The following is a 19,340-nucleotide window of genomic DNA, read 5'->3' on the forward strand; positions in this document are numbered from 1 at the left end:
TCGGTACTCAGTCGTGCTGCGCGGGGCGCTGGGCGGGCGGTCCGGCAAGCGCGGGCGGCGCCAGTTCTTCCGGGGACGGCGGTACGTACGGCCGGATCTCGGGGGAATCGATGCCGCCGTCGGGGCGGATCCTGGGCAGGTTCTTCTCCGGTCCCAGCAGGAGCGCCTTCTTCGGGTCCTGGTTGCCGGCCATGTCGAGGCCGTAGATGGCGTTGTAGATGTTGCGGACCGCGGGGCCGGAGGCTCCGGAGCCGGTGCCTCCCTGGGAGATGGTCATGACGATGGTGAAGTCGTCGGTGTAGGTCGCCAGCCACGAGGTGGTCTGCTTGCCGTAGACCTGGGCGGTGCCGGTCTTGGCACGCATCGGGATCTTGTCCAGCGGCCAGCCGCCGAAGCGCCAGGCGGCGGTGCCGCCGGGCTCGACGACCATGCGCAGACCGTGGTCGAGGTCCTTGACCGTCTTGGCGTCGATCGGCAGCCTGCCGTGCGGCTTGGGCTTGATCATCTGGACGTGCTTGCCGTCGGCGCTGATCACGGCCTTGCCGACCGTGGGGTCGAAGAGGGTGCCCCCGTTGCTGATGGCGGCGTAGGCGGTTGCCATCTGGATGGGGGTGACGAGGACGTCGCCCTGGCCGATGGCGAAGTTGATGCTGTCGTAGGCCTTGAGCTGGTTGCCTTCGAGGCAGCTCTCGTAGGCGATCTGCTCGACGTAGGTGCCGCCCTTCTTGCCCTGCTTGCACCAGGAGCCCTTGTTGGCCGCCCAGAAGCTCTGCTTCCACCCGCGGTCGGGGATGCGGCCGGTGACCTCGTTGGGCAGGTCGATCCCGGTCTCGGAGCCGAGGCCGAACTCGCGGGCGGTCCGGTAGAACCAGTCGTGGGCGTCCTTCTTGGGCTTGAGCCCGCCGTCGCGCTGCCACTCCTTGTGTCCGAGGGCGTAGAAGACGGTGTTGCAGGAGAACTTGAGGGCCTCGCCGAGGGTGATGGGGCCGTGCCCCTTGGACTCGAAGTTCGCGAAGCTCCGGTTGCCCATGCTGTAGGAGGCGCTGCAGTTGTACTTGTCGTCGAAGGCGTATCCGGCCCGGACGGCCGCGCTCGCCGACACCACCTTGAAGATGGAGCCCGCGGGGGCCTGGCCCTGGATGGCCCGGTTGAGCAGCGGGTAGTTGGAGGCATCGCTGGTGAGACTGGCGTAGTCCTTGGCGGCGATGCCGCCGACCCAGGCGTTGGGGTCGTAGTCGGGCTGGGAGGCCATGGCGACGACCCGGCCGGTCTTGGTCTCCATGACGACGACGGCGCCCGAGTCGCCCTCGTACTTGCGGCCGGTGATCTTGTCGGTCTCCTGGCGGACCGTCTTCATCGCCAGCTGGAGCTCGTACTCGGCGACGGACTGGACCCGGGCGTCGATGCTGGTGACGAGGGTGGACCCGGGCACACCCGCGTCGGACTCGGTCTGGTGCATGACCCGGCCGAGGTTGTCCACCTCGTAGGAGGTGACCATCGCCTTGCCGCGCAGGTACTTGTCGTACGTGCGCTCGATCCCGGAGCGGCCGACCTGATCGGAGCGCAGGTGTGGCGAGTCGGTGTCCTTGGCCTTCTGGATCTCCTCGTCGGTGACCGGCGAGAGGTAGCCGAGCACCTGCGAGGTGCGGGCCCCGCCGGGGGCCGGGTAGCGGCGGACGGCGACGGGCTCGGCGGTGATGCCCGGGAACTCCTCGGGGCGTTCGCGCAGCTGCAGCGCCTGCTGCGTGGTGGCGTCGAGGGTGATCGGGATCGGCTGGTACGGGGAGCCGTTCCAGCAGGGCGCCGGGGTCTGGGAGTCGCAGAGGCGGACCTTCTCCATGACCGCCTTGGGGGTCATGTCCAGGACGCCGGCGAGACGGGTCATGACGGCCTGGCCGCGGTCCTTCATCTTCATCAGCGCGGTGCGGCTGGTGGAGACGACCAGACGGGTCTCGTTGTCGGCGAGGGCGACGCCCCGGGCGTCGAGGATCGTCCCGCGCACGGCGGGCTGGACGACCCGCTGGACGTGGTTGCTCTTCGCCTCGTGGTAGTACTCGGCGCCGTTGCGGATCTGGAGGTACCAGAGCCGGCCGCCGAGGGTGAGGAACATCGAGCAGACGAGAACCTGGATGATCACGAGCCGGATCTGCACCCGGGAGGTACGGCCGGTCTCCGGAATGTTGGTCACGTGGACTCCTCCCTCACAGCTTCTTGACGCTCTTCACACCCTTGATTCCCTTGACGCCCTTTATCCGGCCGGCCCGGTTGGCCCGGCTGCGGGCCGTCTTCATCCGCAGGCCGCCGCGCTGGCTGCCGATCCGCAGCCCGGTGCCGCCGGCCAGCCAGCCGGAGGCGATGTCCTTGCCCGCGGGCGGGCCGCCGTTGGCCTCGACGGCCATCGGGTCGTTCTCCGCGCGGCGGGCCAGGGCCATGATGAACGGCACGGTGAAGGGGGCGAGCAGCAGGTCGTAGAGGACCGCGGTGAACAGCAGTCCGGTCAGCCCCACGTGGCGGGCGGCGGTGTCGCCGACCAGGGCCCCGACGCTCGCGTAGAGCAGGGTGGAGGCGAAGGCGGCGCCGACGACGGTGAGCATCGGGCCCCAGGCGGAGCGGAACCGCCCGGTGTCGGGGCGGACCAGGCCGGCGACGTAGCCGATGAGGCACAGCACGAGCGCGTAGCGGCCGGCGGCGTGGTCGGCGGGCGGGGCCAGGTCGGTGAGGAGGCCGGCGGCGAAGCCGATGAGGGCGCCGCTGACGCACCCGTACACCAGGGCGAGGGCGACGACCGTGAGGAGGACCAGGTCGGGGACGGCTCCGGGGAGTTGGAGGCGGCCCAGGATGGAGACCTGGACGACGAGGGCGACCACGACGAGCGTGCCCGAGAGCAGGATCCGGTTGAAACGCATGATGATCGGCTCCTAGTCCTCGGCCGGCTTGCCGGACGCGGACGCGCCGGGCGACGGGGTGACCGTGACGGTGACCGTCGGGGTGGGCTTGGGCGCCTCGGGCTTGGGCGGCAGGACGGCGTCGCGCGGGTCCTCGCGCGGGGGCATGACCACGACGCCGACGATGTCCAGGCGGGAGAAGCCGACGAAGGGGCGGACCCAGATGGTGCGGGTCAGGTCGCCGCGCGAGGGGTCGACCTTGATCACCTCGCCGATCGGGACGCCGGGCACGAAGGGCTTGTTGCCGCGCGAGCCGAAGGTGACGAGCCGGTCGCCTGTGTTGATCTTGGCCTTGCCGTTGAGCATCTGCACGGAGAGCTCCCGGTCGCCCTGGCCGGTGGCGAAGCCGAGTTCGCCGGTCTTCTCCAGGCGCGTGCCGACGGTGAAGTCGGGATCGTTGGCGAGGACCACGGTGGCGGTGTCGGGGCCGACGGTGGCGACGCGGCCGACGAGGCCGTCCCCGTTGAGGACGGTCATGTCGCGCTCGATGCCGTCCTTGCTGCCCGCGTCGATGGTGACGGTCCAGGAGAAGCCCTGGGCCGCTCCTATGGCGATGACCTCGGCACCCTTGATGCCGTACTGGCCCGCGCCCGCCCGCTTGAGCATCTCGTCGAGCTCGCGGATCCGGCTGCGGGTCTGGTCGTCGCTGCCGAGCTTGGCCTTGAGCGCCGCGTTCTCGCGCTCCAGCGTCGCGATGCGGTTGTGCCGCTCGCCGGAGTCCCGTACCGCCCCTATGGCGTTGGCGACCGGGTCGACCCCCTTCGCCACGCCCTTCTCGACCGGTCCGAAGACCGCTGCGGCGGCCTGTCGGGCACCGTCGACCGGAGACTCCTCACCCGTCCTGATGTCCACCGTGATCAAAGCGAACGCGATGGCGATCAGAAGCACCAGGAGCAGCCGGCTCTCTCGTGTGTCCCTCACGTGCGGCGGCCGTGCCTTCCTCATAGTTACCGTGCGGCGAAGCCGCTCTGGTGGAGCCGGGGCTCGCACCGGACCTTGCCTGTATATCAACGATCCGCCGCACGGGCCCGGTAGCACCCGTACGGCGGATCATTTGTGTTCCACCGCCGCGCGGCGGGCCGGATCAGCGCCTCGGCTGGGCGTCCAGCACCTGCTGGAGCGCCTCGAACTCCTCTACGCACTTGCCGGATCCGAGCGCGACGGAGTCGAGCGGGTCCTCGGCGATGTGGATCGGCATGCCCGTCTCGCGGCGCAGCCGCTCGTCGAGGCCGCGGAGCAGGGCGCCGCCTCCGGTCAGGACGATGCCGCGGTCCATGATGTCGCCGGAGAGCTCCGGCGGGCACTTGTCGAGGGTGGTCTTGACGGCGTCGACGATGGCGTTGACCGGCTCCTCGATCGCCTTGCGGACCTCGGCGGCCGAGATCACGACGGTCTTGGGCAGGCCCGAGACCAGGTCGCGTCCGCGGATCTCGGTGTGCTCGTCCTTGTCGAGGTCGTAGGCCGACCCGATGGTGATCTTGATCTGCTCGGCGGTGCGCTCACCGAGGAGGAGCGAGTACTCCTTCTTGATGTGCTGGATGATCGCGTTGTCGAGCTCGTCGCCGGCCACTCGGATGGACTGTGCCGTGACGATTCCGCCGAGGGAGATGACGGCCACCTCGGTGGTGCCGCCGCCGATGTCCACGACCATGTTGCCGGTGGCCTCGTGGACGGGCAGGCCCGCTCCGATGGCGGCGGCCATCGGCTCTTCGATGATGTGCACCTGACGGGCACCGGCCTGCGTGGACGCCTCGATGACGGCGCGGCGCTCCACTCCCGTGATGCCGGAGGGTACGCAGACCACGACGCGCGGGCGGGCCAGGTAACGGCGCTTGTGGATCTTGAGGATGAAGTACCGGAGCATCCGCTCGGTGATCTCGAAGTCGGCGATGACGCCGTCCTTGAGGGGCCGCACGGCGACGATGTTGCCGGGCGTGCGCCCGATCATCTTCTTGGCTTCGGAGCCGACCGCCAGGATGCCACCGGTGTTCGTGTTGATGGCGACCACGGACGGCTCGTTCAGGACGATTCCCCGGCCCCTCACGTACACCAGCGTGTTGGCGGTCCCGAGGTCGATCGCCATGTCACGGCCGATGAACGACATGTTGTTCCCCTTGTTCCCCATGAGGAGCGTCTGGCCTTCCAGTTGATAGCGGCTGCTGTCAGGTCGGCGAGGTGGGTGTGTGGGTGGAGGCCCCATCGTAGTGCCGCAAGTACGGCCACCGCGCGACGGGACTCCGGCAAGCCCGCCGGAACGGATACCCGCCCCCTTAGTGGTGACGTCGTGTCCTGTCCATGCGTTCCCGCATGTGCCCGGTAATACCGGAGGGCGACCGAAATTACTTCGGTCGCCCCAGGTCATGAGCGCTATTCGGCTGATGTTGCGTCAGAAAAGAGTGATCACAGCGCCGGGAAGAACAGCTTCAGCTCCCGCTCCGCGGACTCCTCGGAGTCCGAGGCGTGGATCAGGTTCTCCCGGGTGACGGTACCGAAGTCACCCCGGATGGAGCCGGGCGCGGCGGCAATCGGGTCAGTGGGTCCGGCCAACTGGCGGACACCCTCGATCACGCGCTCCCCTTCGACGACCAGGGCCACGACCGGGCCGCTGGCCATGAAGCCCATGAGGGGCTCGTAGAACACCTTGCCCTTGTGCTCGCCGTAGTGCGCTTCCAGGGTCTCCTGGTCCAGCGTGCGCAGCTCCAGCGCGGGAATGGTCCAGCCGGCCTTCCGCTCGATGCGGCCGACGATCTCGCCGATCAGGCCTCGACGGACGGCGTCGGGCTTGAGGAGGACGAGCGTGCGCTGGGTCATGTGGGTAACTCCTTGCGGCAAACGGGTGCGGTCCGACGAGGCTACAGGGGCCCGGGCCCCCGCCGTACGGGGCCTTCCCGGGCCGCGCCGCGGCTGCCCGGACGGGCTACGCCTCGGTGGGGGCGGCGGTCTGGGCCTCCGCCTGGGCGGCCCAGCGGGCCTTGATCTCGTCGATGCGGCGGCCGTAGTGGATCGAGCACCACCACAGACCGGCGAACACCACGCCCAGGATGAACATCATCGGCACGACCAGGCCGCTGAGCACGAGCCCGATCTGCAGGGCCCAGCCGATCTGGACGGCCCCGGGGCGCGAGAGCATCCCGCACAGCAGGACCGACACCAGCATCGCGATCCCGCAGACCGTCCAGACCGTGGCCTGGCCCAGGTCCCCCTTCATCGCGACCAGCCCGGCGAAGCCGATCACGAAGAACTCGGCGATCAGCGTCGAAGCACACAGCGCGCGCATCCCTCAGCCCCTCTTCAGCAGCATGCGGGCCTCGCCCACCGTGATCACGGACCCGGTCACCAGGACCCCGGCCCCTCCGTACTCCGCCTCTTCCTCCGCCAGCGTGATCGCCGCCTCGATGGCGTCGTCCAGCCGCGGCTCCACCTGCACCCGGTCCGCGCCGAAGACCTCGACCGCGATGGCCGCCAGTTCGTCGGCGGAGATCGCCCGGTGGCTGGAGTTCTCCGTGATCACGACCTCGGCGAAGATCGGCTCGAAGGCCTCGAAGACCCCGCGCGCGTCCTTGCCCTCGCTCGCGCCCACGACCCCGACCAGCCGGCTGAAGCCGAAGGCCTCGGTCACCGCCTCCGCCGTGACCTGCGCCCCGGCCGGGTTGTGTGCCGCGTCCAGGACCACCGTCGGGCTGCGCCGCACGACCTCCATGCGGCCGGGCGAGGTCACCGAGGCGAAGGCCTTCCGTACGGTCTCCACGTCCAGGGCCCGCGCGTGGTCGGCGCCGATCCCGAAGAAGGCCTCGACCGCCGCCAGAGCCACCGCCGCGTTGTGCGCCATGTGGGCGCCGTACAGCGGCAGGAAGATGCCGTCGTACTCGCCGCCCAGCCCGCGCAGCGTCAGCTGCTGCCCGCCCACCGCGACCTCGCGGGTGACGACGCCGAACTCCATGCCCGCGCGGGCCACGGTCGCGTCGACCTCCACGGCCTTCTTCAGCAGCACCTGCGCCGCGTCCACCGGCTGCTGCGCCAGGATCACGGTGGCGCCCTGCTTGATGATGCCGCCCTTCTCCTGCGCGATCTCGCCGGTGGTGGAGCCGAGCCGGTCCGTGTGGTCCAGGCTGATCGGGGTGACCACGGCGACCGCACCGTCGATGACGTTGGTGGCGTCCCAGGTGCCGCCCATGCCCACCTCGACCACGGCCGCGTCCACGGGCGCGTCCGCGAAGGCCGCGTAGGCCATGCCGGTGAGGACCTCGAAGAACGACAGCCGGATCTCCTCGGCCGCGTCCACCATGTCCACGTAGGGCTTGATGTCCTCGTAGGCCTCGATGAACCGCTCGGCGGTGATCGGGGCCCCATCCAGGCTGATCCGCTCGGTGATCGACTGCACGTGCGGGCTGGTGTAGCGGCCGGTGCGCAGCTCGAAGGCGTTCAGCAGCGCCTCGATCATGCGCGAGGTGCTCGTCTTGCCGTTGGTGCCGGTGACGTGGATGGAGGGGTACGCGCGCTGCGGCTCGCCCAGGACGTCCATCAGCGCGGAGATGCGCGTGACGGACGGCTCCAGCTTGGTCTCGCCCCAGCGGCCGGCCAGTTCCTGCTCCACCTCCCGCAGCGCCTTGGCCACCTCGGGGTCGGCGGGCTCTTCGGGTACCGGGTCGCCCTGGGGCGGACCGGCCTGCGTGCGCAGGGTGCGGCTGCCCGCCTCGATCACCGCCAGGTCGGGGTCGCGGTCGGACTCTTCCGCCACGATCTTGTCGAAGGCGTCGAAGCTGTCATCGTGGCTCTCGGGCTGCTGCTCACTCACGGGACCCAGTCTACGGACGAGGACCGGGAGGACTTTCGGCCCGGTCGTATCGGGACCTTCGGCTTCGAGTGCGACCGGATCGTTATGCAAGCCTTGCGGCAGGAGATTGGGGAACAAATGCCGCAGGCGCGCACTGAAAAGTCGGGGCCCAACAAGACAGCTTCCAGCCGCGACATAGGGATAGACCTGGGAACCGCCAACACCCTCGTCTACGCACGGGGGCACGGCATCGTCCTCAATGAGCCGTCCGTGGTGGCCGTCAGGGCGGGCACCACCACCGCGCTGGCCGTGGGGACCGAGGCCAAGGAGACCATCGGCCGCACCCCCGGATCCATCACCGCGATCCGCCCCCTCAAGGACGGTGTGATCTGCGACTACGAGGCCGCCGAGGAGATGATCCGGCACTTCGTCCGCAAGGCCGTCCCCGGACGGCGGGTCCGTACCCGGATGGTGGTCTGCGTACCGTCCGGGGTCACCCAGGTGGAACGGCGGGCCATCATCCACGCCTCCACCCGGGCCGGCGCCAGGACCGTGCACCTGATCGAGGAGCCGATGGCCGCGGCGATCGGCGCCGGGCTCCCGGTCTCCGAGCCGCGCGGCTCGATGGTCGTCGACATCGGCGGCGGCACCTCCGAGGTCGCGGTCATCTCGCTGGGCGGCATCGTCACCTCGCAGTCGCTCCGGGTCGCCGGCGACCGGATGGACGCGGCGATCACCGAATGGGTCCGCAAGGAGCACTCCCTGCTCATCGGCGACCGCACCGCCGAGGACGTCAAGATCGCCATCGGCTCGGCGTGGCCGGTACCGGACCGGCCGGAGCTGGAGAGCGCCACCTTCACGGTGCGGGGCCGGGAGAAGGTCGGCGGCATGCCCCAGACGCTCCGGCTCGACGCGCGCGACATCCGGGCCGCCCTCGACGAGCCGGTCGAGGCGATCATCTCGGCGGTCCGCACCACCCTGGAGGAGTGCCCGCCCGAACTGTCCGGCGACGTCATGGAACACGGCATCGTCCTGACCGGCGGCGGCGCGCTGCTGCCCGGACTGGACCTGAGGATGGCCTCCTCGACGGGCATCCCGGTCTTCGTCGCGGACGACCCGCTGGACTGCGTGGCGCTGGGGTCGGGCCGCTGCGTCGAGGACATGGACACCCTCGGCAGCCTGCTGGCACCGGCGAGGGGCTAGCGGCGCGGGAGGCCGGCGGCGGCGGGAGGCCGGCAGCGGCGGGCGCCCGTGGGCTCAGCCCTTCGGGAGGGTCGCGAGGACCTCGTACGCGTCCTGCGTGCGCGTGGCCGTCAGGGTGCCGCCCAGGCTGCGCACGCGCTCGCACATGCTCGCCGTGCCCGAGCCCGCCGAGACGGGGGCCCTGGTCGGATTGCGCTGCGCCAGCCCGTTGCGGACGGCGATCCGCAACTGCGGCCCGTCCGCCGCGATGGACACCTCGATGGTCTCGCCGCGCGCGTGCTTGGCGGCGTTGGTCAGGCATTCCTGCACCACCCGGTAGACCGCCGCCTGACGCAGCGGCGACAGGGCGTGCACGTCCGGATCCAGGGCGAGCCGTACGGGCGAACCCGCGCGCCCGCTCTCCTCCGCGAGCGCCTCCAGCCCTTCCACGCCCGGGGTGGCCGCCCGCTCCCCGCGCTGGACGATGATCTCGTTGAGCACCAGGTGGGCCCGGCGGGCGGTGTCGGCGAGCTCCTCGAAGTCCTTCGCGTACGCCGTCTCGCGCGAGCGCATCGACAGCACCTCGGAGCGGACCGTCAGCAGGGTCAGCTCGCGCCCGACGAAGTCGTGGACGTCGCGGGCGACGGAGGTCCGCTCCTGCTGGACGGCCTGCAGGACGGCGGACTCGGCGCGCCGGGTGTCGAGCTCGCGCACGAGGTCGTGGCGGTACGCGGCGATGCCCACGGCCGAGGCGAGGACCCCGATGGGCACGACGAGGCTGAGGAAGGAGCTGAGGGTCTCGGCCCGGGCCATCGGCCAGCCCGGCACGCACCAGAACAGGCACACCGCGAAGGCGAGGTAGCCGAGGGTGGCGAGGACGCCGGCCCGGCGCCCGCGGAAGCGGCCCACCGAGTACAGCGCGAACTGGATCAGGGTCAGCTCGTGCAGCCAGCCGATGAACAGCAGCGCGGCGAGGTACGAGACCCAGGGCAGCCGGCGCCGCACCAGCAGCGTGGAGCAGCCGAGCGCCAGGACGACCGCCGCCCGGGGCCCGCTCAGGGAGTTGTCGGCGGCCGCCAGGCCCGGCAGGTCGAGCGCCATCAGGCCCAGGCACATGAGGGCCGCGAGCAGGTCCATCGCGCGCGGCGAACCGGCCCAGCCCTGCGCCAGCCGGCGGCCGAAGGCCAGGAGCCGGTGGGGCGCCGAGGGGGCGGGCGTGACGTGCATGCCCTCCATCATCCGTGGTCGGCACCCCCGGATCCGGGCCGCCGGGACCCGAGAACGCGTGATTTAGGGCACTTCGGACAGGCCGGAGGTCCCCCGGCCCGGAGGCCTTCCGCTCTACCGGGGGCCGCACGCGGGCTCGTAGCGTCGGGAGAATGACCACCCACCGGGGAACGACCGCCCACCGGGGACCCGCCACCCCCCGGGGCACCGCACTGCTCCTGCTCATCGGCGGCCTCGTCGGCACCCTGGCCTCCGGCGTCCTGACCTACGACCGCATCCGCACCCTGGAGGACCCGCTCTTCACCCCGGGCTGCAACGTCAACGCGGTGCTGAGCTGCGGCGACGTGATGACCACCTGGCAGGGCAACCTGCTCGGCTTCCCCAACATGCTGCTCGGCCTCGCCGGCTTCGCGGCCCTCGCCGGGCTGGGCACGGCCCTGGTCGCCGGGGCGCTGCTCCCCCGGTGGCTATGGCGCGGAGTGTGGGCCGGGGTCGCGGCCGGGTTCGCCTTCACGGTGTGGCTGATCAGCCAGTGCCTGTACGTGATCGGGGCCCTGTGCCCGTGGTGCATGGTCGTCTGGGCGGTGATGATCCCGCTGTTCTGGTACGTCACCCGGCACCTGGCCCCGGCCGGCTCCCGGCTGCGGGCGATCCCGCACTGGCTGGTGCCGCTGGCCGCGTACGGCGTGGTCGCGGCGCTCATCCTGACGAGGTTCGGCGCACAGCTGCTGTGATGCCGGGCCCCTCACGGGGAACAGATACCGCGAAGGCCCCCACGTCGACCGACGGCGTGGGGGCCTTCGCTTGCGTCCTACGGACGCTGCCTACGGGCGCCGTCAGGCGGCGGGCAGCGCCGCCAGCTGGGCCTTCAGGCGGACGATGTCGTCCTCGGCCTTGGTCAGGCGGCCCTTGATCTTGTCCACGACGTTGTCGGGGGCCTTGGCGATGAACGCCTCGTTCCCGAGCTTCGCCTCGGCCTGCTGCTTCTCCTTCTCGGCGGCGGCCAGGTCCTTGCTCAGCCGCTTGCGCTCCGCCGGGATGTCGATGGTCCCCGACAGGTCGAGCGCGACCGTGGCACCGCCGACGGGCAGCGTCGCGGTGGCGCTGAAGGCGTCGCCCTCCGGCTGGAGGCGCAGCACCTGGCGGATGGCTGCCTCGTGGGCGGCCAGCGTCGTGGTGGAGAGGTCCAGGCGGGCCGGGACCTTCTGCTTGTCGTCGAGGCCCTGCTCCTTGCGGAACCGGCGGACCTCGCGGACCAGGCTCTGGACGCCCTCGATCTCGGCCTCGGCGGCCGCGTCACGGAAGCCACTGTCCTTCGGCCAGTCGGCGATGACGAGGGACTCGCCGCCGGTCAGCGTGGTCCACAGGGTCTCGGTGACGAAGGGGACCACCGGGTGCAGCAGGCGCAGCATGACGTCGAGGACCTCGCCGAGGACGCGCGCGGAGGCCTTGGCCGGCTCGCCGCCCGCGAAGAAGGTCGTCTTCGACAGCTCGACGTACCAGTCGAAGACCTCGTCCCACGCGAAGTGGTAGAGCGCTTCGCTGAGCTTCGAGAACTGGTAGTCCTCGTAGAAGGCGTCGGCCTGCGCGACCGTCTCGTTCAGCCGGGACAGGATCCAGCGGTCGGTCGCCGACATCTCCTCGACCGGGGGCAGGTCGCCCTCGATCGTGGCGCCGTTCATCATCGCGAAGCGGGTGGCGTTCCAGATCTTGTTGGCGAACTTGCTGGAGGCCTGGACCCAGTCCTCGCCGATCGGGACGTCGACACCCGGGTTGGCGCCGCGCGCCAGGGTGAAGCGGACCGCGTCGGAGCCGTACTTGTCCATCCAGTCCAGCGGGTTGACCGCGTTGCCGAAGGACTTCGACATCTTCTTGCCGCGCTCGTCGCGGACCATGCCGTGCAGGGCGATGGTGTGGAACGGCGGGGTGCCGTCCATCGCGTACAGGCCGAACATCATCATCCGGGCGACCCAGAAGAAGAGGATGTCGTAGCCGGTGACCAGGACGGCGTTCGGGTAGAACTTCGCCAGGCTGTCGGTCTGCTGCGGCCAGCCGAGCGTGGAGAACGGCCACAGGCCGGAGGAGAACCAGGTGTCCAGGACGTCCGTGTCCTGGGTCCAGCCCTCGCCGCTCGGCGGCTGCTCGTCGGGGCCGACGCAGACGATCTCGCCGTTCGGGCCGTACCAGACGGGGATGCGGTGGCCCCACCAGAGCTGGCGCGAGATGCACCAGTCGTGGAGGTTGTCGACCCAGTCGAAGTAGCGCTTCTCCATCTCCTGTGGGTGGATCTTGACCTGGCCGTCGCGGACCGCGTCACCGGCGGCCTTGGCGAGCGGGCCGACCTTGACCCACCACTGGAGCGAGAGACGCGGCTCGATGGTGGTCTTGCAGCGCGAGCAGTGACCGACCGAGTGCGTGTACGGGCGCTTCTCGGCGACGATCCGGCCCTCGGCGCGCAGCGCGGCGACGATGGCGGAGCGGGCCTCCAGGCGGTCCAGGCCCAGGAAGGGGCCGTGGACGGTGATGACGGCGTGCTCGTCCATGACGGCGAGGTTGGGCAGGCCGTGGCGCTGACCGATCTCGAAGTCGTTGGGGTCGTGCGCCGGGGTCACCTTGACGGCGCCGGTGCCGAACTCGGGGTCGACGTGCTCGTCGGCGACGACCGGAATGCGGCGGCCGGTGAGCGGCAGCTCGATCTCGGTGCCGACCAGGTGCTTGTAGCGCTCGTCCTCGGGGTGGACGGCAACCGCCGTGTCACCCAGCATCGTTTCGGCGCGGGTCGTCGCGACGACGATGGAGGCGTCGCCCTCCCCGTACCGGATGGAGACGAGTTCGCCCTCGTCGTCCTGGTACTCGACCTCGATGTCGGAGATCGCGGTGAGGCAGCGGGGGCACCAGTTGATGATGCGCTCGGCCCGGTAGATCAGCTCGTCGTCGTAGAGCTTCTTGAAGATGGTCTGGACGGCCTCGGACAGGCCCTCGTCCATGGTGAACCGCTCGCGCGACCAGTCGACGCCGTCGCCGAGACGGCGCATCTGGCCGGAGATCTGGCCGCCGGACTCGCCCTTCCACTGCCAGACGCGCTCGACGAAGGCCTCGCGGCCCAGGTCGTGGCGGGACTTGCCCTCCTTGGCGAGCTCGCGCTCGACGACGTTCTGGGTGGCGATGCCCGCGTGGTCCATGCCGGGCTGCCACAGGGTCTCGTAGCCCTGCATGCGCTTGCGGCGGGTGATGGCGTCGATCAGCGTGTGCTCGAAGGCGTGCCCCAGGTGGAGGCTTCCGGTGACGTTCGGCGGCGGGATGACGATGGCGAAGGGAGGCTTGTCGCTCTTCTCGTCCGCCTCGAAGTACCCACGCTCTACCCAGCGCTCGTAGAGCTTCCCCTCTACATCGGCCGGCGCGTACGAAGTCGGCAGTTCGGAGTAGGGGCTGCTGGGTGTCTGCGTGTTCTCGGTCACGAGCCACAGTTTAGGGCCGTAACGGTCCGGTCATGAAACCGGGTTTCCGGGGGCCCGGGGCCTTTCGCCGCCCCGGCTTCCGCCAGGATGTGTGGGACGCATAAACAACCTCATGGGGGGACGCGGGATGAGCTACAACCAGCCGGGACCGTACGGGGGCCAGCAACCGCAGCAGCCGGGGCCGTACGGACAGCAGCCGCAGCAGCCGGGGCCGTACGGGCAGCAGCCCGGGCCCTACGGCCAGCAGCCCGGGTACGGATACCCGCAGCAGGCCCCCCAGGGAGTTCCGCAGCAGGGCTACCCGCAGCAGCAGCCCGGCTTCCCCCAGCAGCAGCCCCCGTACGGCGGCTACCAGCAGCAGCCTCCGTACGGCGGCGGGATGCCCCCGCAGCAGCCTCCGAAGAAGTCGAAGGCCGGCGTGATCATCGCGGTGGTCCTGGCGGTGGCCGTGATCGGCGGCGGCGCGTTCTACTTCCTGGGCTCGGGCGCCGGCAACGGTGACGTGTCCGCCTCCACCAAGGGCTACAAGATCGTCCCGCCGGCGGCGGTGGGCGACTTCAAGAAGAGCAAGTCGTCCGGCGCCGACAAGTCCGAGAGCAAGATGGACGACGAGGAGAAGCAGCGGACCGAGGGGATCGGGATCAAGAACCCGGCCAAGGTCGGCCAGGACTACGAGATCTCCGACCCGGCCAAGCCGCTTGAGACCAAGTCCCTCACGCTCACCGGGTTCTACGGCGAGATCGCGGACCCCGCGAAGACCCTCGACGCCTCGTTCGCGATGTTCAAGGCCTCCAGCATGGACGAGAAGAACAAGGACGCCGACATCCAGTTCCTCGGCTCCCCGGAGACCTTCAAGCCGGCCGGCTTCAGCGGCGCGCTGATGAAGTGCCAGGAGATGAAGATCGTCTCTAAGAAGCCCTCGACGAACCCGCTGGAGCCCAAGGAACTCACGTTCCCCGTGTGCATCTGGACGGACTACAGCACCATGGGCGTGACCGCGACCATCGACATCGCCAAGGTGATGACCGGCGGCAAGGGCTACACCCTGGCCCAGACCGCCGAGCTGAACGCGAAGGCCTACAACACGGCGCGCGTCAAGAACTAGCCGCACGCATCCACCACATGAGGAAGGGCGCCCCCTGACCGGGGGCGCCCTTCCTCATGTCTGCGGGTCCTGCCGAATACCTACGCCGACTTCTCGTGCGGGCCCTGGTCCTTCGGGACGATCCGCGGGACCAGCGTCGGGTTGACGTTGGAGCGGACCACGTCCGAGGTGATGACCACGCGGGCCACGTCCTTGCGGGACGGGACCTCGTACATCACCGACATCAGGACCTCTTCCATGATGGCGCGCAGGCCGCGCGCGCCGGTCTGGCGGAGGATCGCCTGGTCGGCGATGGCTTCGAGGGCCTCGCGCTCGAAGTCCAGCTCGACGCCGTCGAGTTCGAACAGCCGCTGGTACTGCTTCACCAGGGCGTTGCGCGGCTCGATGAGGATCTGGAGCAGGGCCTCGCGGTCCAGGTTGTGGACCGAGGTGATGACGGGCAGGCGGCCGATGAACTCGGGGATCATCCCGAACTTCACCAGGTCCTCCGGCATGACCTCCTGGAACTGGTTGCTCGCCTCGATCTCGCGCTTCGAGCGGATGGTCGCCCCGAAGCCGATGCCCTTGGCGCCGGCGCGGGACTCGATGATCCGCTCCAGGCCCGAGAAGGCGCCGCCCACGATGAACAGCACGTTCGTCGTGTCGATCTGGATGAATTCCTGGTGCGGGTGCTTGCGGCCGCCCTGCGGCGGTACGGAAGCGGTGGTGCCTTCCAGGATCTTCAGGAGGGCCTGCTGCACGCCCTCGCCGCTCACGTCGCGCGTGATCGACGGGTTCTCGCTCTTGCGGGCGACCTTGTCGATCTCGTCGATGTAGATGATCCCGGTTTCGGCCTTCTTGACGTCGTAGTCGGCCGCCTGGATCAGCTTGAGCAGGATGTTCTCGACGTCCTCGCCGACGTACCCGGCCTCCGTCAGCGCCGTCGCGTCCGCGATGGCGAACGGGACGTTGAGCATGCGGGCGAGCGTCTGGGCCAGCAGCGTCTTGCCCGAGCCCGTGGGGCCGAGCAGGAGGATGTTGGACTTCGCGAGCTCGATCGCGTCGTCCTTGCCCTGCGCGCCGCCGTTCTCGCCGGCCTGGACGCGCTTGTAGTGGTTGTACACCGCGACGGAGAGCGCCTTCTTCGCCGGCTCCTGGCCGACGACGTAGCTCTCCAGGAACTCGTAGATCTCACGGGGCTTGGGAAGTTCTTCCCAGCGAACCTCGGAGGTCTCCGCGAGTTCCTCTTCGATGATCTCGTTGCAGAGGTCGATGCACTCGTCGCAGATGTACACACCGGGTCCCGCGATGAGCTTCTTCACCTGCTTCTGGCTCTTTCCGCAGAACGAGCACTTGAGCAGGTCGCCGCCGTCACCGATGCGTGCCACGAGGTGCTTCCCCTTCGCCTGGGAGACGCCTGGTTCAGCGCTCCTGGTGCCTCATATCCGACGGTACCTTGCCGGGGGCCCCGAGCGGGGCCCCCTTGACGTGGTTCACATCGCCCAATCCGGCGAGGTGCCCGCGTCAACTGGCGGCAAGGTTCAGTTCGAAGTCTTGCGGGTCGCGACGACCTGGTCGATCAGGCCGTACGCCAGCGCGTCCTGGGCCGTCAGGATCTTGTCGCGCTCGATGTCGTCGCGGATCTTCTCGATCGGCGTCGAGGAGTGCGTGGCCAGCATGTTCTCCAGCTGGTCGCGCATGCGCAGGATCTCGTTGGCCGCGATCTCCAGGTCGGAGAGCTGCTCGCGGCCGGTGCCGCCCGAGGGCTGGTGGATCAGCACGCGGGCGTTCGGCAGCGCCATGCGCTTGCCGGGCGCGCCGGCGGCGAGCAGGACCGCGGCGGCGGAGGCCGCCTGGCCCATGCAGACCGTCGAGATGTCCGGCTTCACGAACTGCATCGTGTCGTAGATCGCCGTCAGCGCGGTGAAGGAGCCGCCGGGGCTGTTGATGTACAGGTAGATGTCGCGGTCCGGGTCCATCGACTCCAGGCACAGCAGCTGCGCCATGACGTCGTTGGCGGAGGCGTCGTCGATCTGCACGCCGAGGAAGATGATGCGCTCCTCGAAGAGCTTCGCGTAGGGGTCGTACTCGCGGACGCCCTGCGAGGTGCGCTCGACGAAGCGCGGGATGACGTAGCGGTTGTCCACCGGCGCGCCGGTGTAGAGGCCGCTCGCGGGAGAGAGGTTGTTCATGTGCATCTGAGTGTTCACCGTCCTGGTGGCGTTCTGCGGGCTGAGGCTTGCCTGGTGCGGGCGGGCGTACGAGCCCCCGTAGGGGGATCCCGTACGCCGGGCCGGGGCCGGGATCAGGCCCCGGTGCCGCCGCCGCCCGGGACCAGCGACGCGGCGGAGATGATCTCGTCGATGAGGCCGTAGGCCTTGGCCTCTTCCGCCGTGTACCAGCGGTCGCGGTCGCCGTCGCGGATGATCGTCTCCACGGTCTGGCCGGAGTGGTGCGCGGTGATCTCAGCCATGCGCTGCTTCGTGCGCAGCAGGTACTGGGCCTGGATCTTGATGTCCGAGGCGGTGCCGCCGATGCCGGCGGAGCCCTGGTGCATCAGGATGTCGGTGTTCGGAAGCGCGAAGCGCTTGCCCGGGGTACCGCCGGTGAGCAGGAACTGGCCCATGGAGGCCGCCATGCCCATACCGATGGTGACGACGTCGTTCGGGATGTACTGCATGGTGTCGTAGACCGCCATGCCCGCCGTCACCGAGCCACCGGGGCTGTTGATGTACAGGTAGATGTCCTTGTCCGGCTCGGCGGCCAGGAGCAGGAGCTGCGCAGTGATCTTGTTGGCGATGTCGTCGTCGACCTGCTGGCCGAGGAAGATGATGCGCTCGCCGAGCAGCCGGTTGTAGACATGGTCGCCGAGGCCGCCACCGATGGACGGCTCACCCGCGGCGTAAGGCTTCAGATTCGTCACGTATCCACCTGCTCGTCTCCGACGGCCATGTGCCGTCTCAGCGTCTCGTTCTGGGGCGCGGACCTACCGTGCGGACGATGTCCACCGGCGTCGGGTACTCCCGTGCCCTCGTATTCATGGACCCTAACGCGCAGCTACGACAACGCCATCCCGCTTCCCGAACTGTTCGCTCGGAGCGCAAGGTCAGAGGCCCCTCACGGAGGGTCTCGGGGAGGGTCTCCCGGAGGGCGTCCCTCGGGAAGGCCGAAGGGCCCGGACGCGATGGCGTACGGGCCCTCCGGGCCGTGCTCTGGTGCTGCTCTGGTGCTGCTCAGCGGGGGTGACCCCGGGTGTTACTTGGCTTCGTCGGCCGCGATCTCGCCGTCGGCCTCGACGACGTTCTCGACGGTCTCGGCAGCCTGCTCGAGCTCGTCCTCGTCGTCGGAGAGGTCGACGACCTCACCGTTGGTGTCGGTGACCTTGGCGGCCTCGACTACGGCCGCGAGGGCCTTGCCGCGGGCGACCTCGCCGACGAGCATCGGAACCTGGCCACCCTCGACGACGGCCTGGGCGAACTGGTCGGGGGACATGCCGGAGGAGGCGGCGCGACGCATGAGGTGCTCGGTGAGCTCCTCCTGGTTCACGTTCAGCTTCTCCTTGTTGACCAGCTCGTCGAGGACGAACTGGGTCTTGATGCCCTTGATCGCCTGCTCGGCGGTCTCGGCGTCGAACTCCTCGACCGTCTTGCCCTGGATCTCCAGGTACTTCTCGATGGTGAGGCCCATCTGGCCGAGCTGGTGGTGCTCGAGGTTGTGCTTGCGGGTCTGGACCTCGTCCGCGAGGAGCTTCTCGGGGATCGGGACCTCGACGAGCTCCAGCAGCTTCTCCAGGACGCGCTCCTGGGCCTGCGTGGCCTGGTCGTACTGCTTCATGTTCTCGAGGCGCTTGCGGCTGTCGGCCTTCAGCTCCTCGATGGTGTCGAACTCGCTGGCCATGCCGGCGAACTCGTCGTCCAGCTCCGGCAGCTCACGGGCGGAGACCTTGGTGACCTTGACGGTGACCTCGGCGTCCTTGCCCTCGGCGGAGCCGCCCTTCAGCTGGGAGGTGAAGGTGGCCTCGCCACCGGCCTCCAGGCCCTTGACGGCCTCGTCGATGCCTTCGAGAAGCTCGCCCGAGCCGATGGTGTAGGAGACGTCCTGGGCGACACCGTCCTCCAGCACCTCGCCGTCGACCTTGGCCTCGAGGTCGATGGTGACGACGTCGCCGTCCTCAGCCGCGCGCTCGACGTCCTTGGTGGACGCGAAGCGGCCGCGCAGCTGCTCGACGGACTTCTCGACGTCCTCGTCCGAGACCTCGACGGCGTCCACGGTGACCTCGATGCCGGAGTAGTCCGGGATCTCGATCGCGGGACGGATGTCGACCTCGGCGGTGAAGGCCAGCAGTTCGCCGTCCTTCAGCTCGGTGATGTCGACGTCGGGCTGGCCCAGCGGGTTCAGGTCGGCCTCGTTGACGGCCTCGGTGTAGAACTTCGGGAGAGCGTCGTTGACGGCCTCCTCCAGCACCGCACCGCGGCCGAAGCGCTGGTCGATGACGCGGGCCGGGATCTTGCCCTTGCGGAAGCCCTTCACCGTGACCTGCTGGTTGATCTTCTTGTAGGCCGCGTCGAGGCTGTCCTTGAGCTCCTCGAAGGGCACCTCAACAGTGAGCCGAACCCGAGTCGGGTTCAGGGTCTCCACGGCGCTCTTCACGGTTCGGTCTCCTTGTGGCT

At 69.5% G+C, this 19,340-nt stretch carries 16 protein-coding genes; 3 read left to right on the forward strand and 13 right to left on the reverse strand.

Annotation, left to right across the window (positions count from 1 at the left end; translation table 11 throughout):
* Positions 1-7: 7 nt before the first annotated feature.
* The 7 genes from mrdA to folC form a co-directional block, all read right to left on the reverse strand.
* Entirely contained in the window at positions 8-2,188 is a 2,181-nt protein-coding gene (gene mrdA, locus OG247_RS15105; RefSeq protein WP_327252737.1) for a penicillin-binding protein 2, read from the reverse strand.
* 13 nt (positions 2,189-2,201) lie between these two features.
* Complete coding sequence (gene mreD / locus OG247_RS15110) at positions 2,202-2,906, reverse strand: rod shape-determining protein MreD (RefSeq protein WP_327252738.1); 705 nt, start codon at positions 2,904-2,906, stop codon at positions 2,202-2,204.
* Between the two features lie 12 nt (positions 2,907-2,918).
* Positions 2,919-3,866 (reverse strand): rod shape-determining protein MreC, encoded by a 948-nt coding sequence (gene mreC / locus OG247_RS15115; protein ID WP_327252739.1) that lies wholly within the window; start codon positions 3,864-3,866, stop codon positions 2,919-2,921.
* 163 nt (positions 3,867-4,029) lie between these two features.
* Positions 4,030-5,049, reverse strand: coding sequence for a rod shape-determining protein (locus OG247_RS15120; RefSeq protein WP_069923827.1), 1,020 nt, complete (start codon positions 5,047-5,049; stop codon positions 4,030-4,032).
* 296 nt (positions 5,050-5,345) lie between these two features.
* Positions 5,346-5,756: a nucleoside-diphosphate kinase gene (ndk, locus tag OG247_RS15125; RefSeq protein WP_214950910.1), complete on the reverse strand. Its 411-nt coding sequence runs from the start codon at positions 5,754-5,756 to the stop codon at positions 5,346-5,348.
* A gap of 106 nt (positions 5,757-5,862) precedes the next feature.
* Complete coding sequence (locus OG247_RS15130) at positions 5,863-6,222, reverse strand: DUF4233 domain-containing protein (protein WP_327252740.1); 360 nt, start codon at positions 6,220-6,222, stop codon at positions 5,863-5,865.
* A gap of 3 nt (positions 6,223-6,225) precedes the next feature.
* Positions 6,226-7,740, reverse strand: a complete 1,515-nt coding sequence (gene folC, locus OG247_RS15135) for a bifunctional tetrahydrofolate synthase/dihydrofolate synthase (protein ID WP_327252741.1) — start codon at positions 7,738-7,740, stop codon at positions 6,226-6,228.
* A 117-nt stretch (positions 7,741-7,857) separates the two neighbouring features.
* On the opposite strand from folC, the gene OG247_RS15140 reads away from it, so the two are divergent.
* Positions 7,858-8,922, forward strand: coding sequence for a rod shape-determining protein (locus tag OG247_RS15140; RefSeq protein WP_327252742.1), 1,065 nt, complete (start codon positions 7,858-7,860; stop codon positions 8,920-8,922).
* A 54-nt stretch (positions 8,923-8,976) separates the two neighbouring features.
* On the opposite strand, the gene OG247_RS15145 is transcribed toward OG247_RS15140, so the two are convergent.
* The gene (locus OG247_RS15145; protein ID WP_327252743.1) at positions 8,977-10,128 is read right to left on the reverse strand and encodes a sensor histidine kinase; all 1,152 of its coding nucleotides are present in this window, start codon (positions 10,126-10,128) and stop codon (positions 8,977-8,979) included.
* A gap of 152 nt (positions 10,129-10,280) precedes the next feature.
* On the opposite strand from OG247_RS15145, the gene OG247_RS15150 reads away from it, so the two are divergent.
* Positions 10,281-10,862: a vitamin K epoxide reductase family protein gene (locus tag OG247_RS15150; RefSeq protein WP_327252744.1), complete on the forward strand. Its 582-nt coding sequence runs from the start codon at positions 10,281-10,283 to the stop codon at positions 10,860-10,862.
* 102 nt (positions 10,863-10,964) lie between these two features.
* Here OG247_RS15150 and OG247_RS15155 read toward each other — a convergent pair whose 3' ends face one another.
* Entirely contained in the window at positions 10,965-13,586 is a 2,622-nt protein-coding gene (locus tag OG247_RS15155) for a valine--tRNA ligase (protein ID WP_327252745.1), read from the reverse strand.
* Between the two features lie 127 nt (positions 13,587-13,713).
* On the opposite strand from OG247_RS15155, the gene OG247_RS15160 reads away from it, so the two are divergent.
* Positions 13,714-14,691, forward strand: a complete 978-nt coding sequence (locus tag OG247_RS15160; protein ID WP_327252746.1) for a hypothetical protein — start codon at positions 13,714-13,716, stop codon at positions 14,689-14,691.
* 80 nt (positions 14,692-14,771) lie between these two features.
* On the opposite strand, the gene clpX is transcribed toward OG247_RS15160, so the two are convergent.
* From clpX to tig, 4 genes are all read right to left on the reverse strand, one after another.
* The gene (clpX, locus tag OG247_RS15165) at positions 14,772-16,058 is read right to left on the reverse strand and encodes an ATP-dependent Clp protease ATP-binding subunit ClpX (RefSeq protein WP_327252747.1); all 1,287 of its coding nucleotides are present in this window, start codon (positions 16,056-16,058) and stop codon (positions 14,772-14,774) included.
* Positions 16,059-16,211: 153 nt separating this feature from the next.
* Positions 16,212-16,862, reverse strand: coding sequence for an ATP-dependent Clp protease proteolytic subunit (locus OG247_RS15170; RefSeq protein WP_327252748.1), 651 nt, complete (start codon positions 16,860-16,862; stop codon positions 16,212-16,214).
* Positions 16,863-16,975: 113 nt separating this feature from the next.
* Entirely contained in the window at positions 16,976-17,593 is a 618-nt protein-coding gene (locus tag OG247_RS15175) for an ATP-dependent Clp protease proteolytic subunit (RefSeq protein ID WP_327252749.1), read from the reverse strand.
* 332 nt (positions 17,594-17,925) lie between these two features.
* Positions 17,926-19,320, reverse strand: coding sequence for a trigger factor (gene tig, locus OG247_RS15180; RefSeq protein WP_327252750.1), 1,395 nt, complete (start codon positions 19,318-19,320; stop codon positions 17,926-17,928).
* Positions 19,321-19,340 lie beyond the last annotated feature (20 nt).

Origin of the sequence: Streptomyces sp. NBC_01244, from assembly GCF_035987325.1 — a bacterium.
Lineage (GTDB): Bacteria > Actinomycetota > Actinomycetes > Streptomycetales > Streptomycetaceae > Streptomyces.

Bases quoted from the DNA above. Each gene is read 5' to 3' on its own strand.
- OG247_RS15170 (WP_327252748.1), bottom strand. From the start codon at position 16,862: ATGAACAACCTCTCTCCCGCGAGCGGCCTCTACACCGGCGCGCCGGTG.
- OG247_RS15145 (WP_327252743.1), bottom strand. From the start codon at position 10,128: ATGCACGTCACGCCCGCCCCCTCGGCGCCCCACCGGCTCCTGGCCTTC.
- OG247_RS15160 (WP_327252746.1), top strand. From the start codon at position 13,714: ATGAGCTACAACCAGCCGGGACCGTACGGGGGCCAGCAACCGCAGCAG.
- OG247_RS15130 (WP_327252740.1), bottom strand. From the start codon at position 6,222: ATGCGCGCGCTGTGTGCTTCGACGCTGATCGCCGAGTTCTTCGTGATC.
- OG247_RS15120 (WP_069923827.1), bottom strand. From the start codon at position 5,049: ATGTCGTTCATCGGCCGTGACATGGCGATCGACCTCGGGACCGCCAAC.
- ndk (WP_214950910.1), bottom strand. From the start codon at position 5,756: ATGACCCAGCGCACGCTCGTCCTCCTCAAGCCCGACGCCGTCCGTCGA.
- mreD (WP_327252738.1), bottom strand. From the start codon at position 2,906: ATGCGTTTCAACCGGATCCTGCTCTCGGGCACGCTCGTCGTGGTCGCC.
- OG247_RS15150 (WP_327252744.1), top strand. From the start codon at position 10,281: ATGACCACCCACCGGGGAACGACCGCCCACCGGGGACCCGCCACCCCC.
- OG247_RS15140 (WP_327252742.1), top strand. From the start codon at position 7,858: ATGCCGCAGGCGCGCACTGAAAAGTCGGGGCCCAACAAGACAGCTTCC.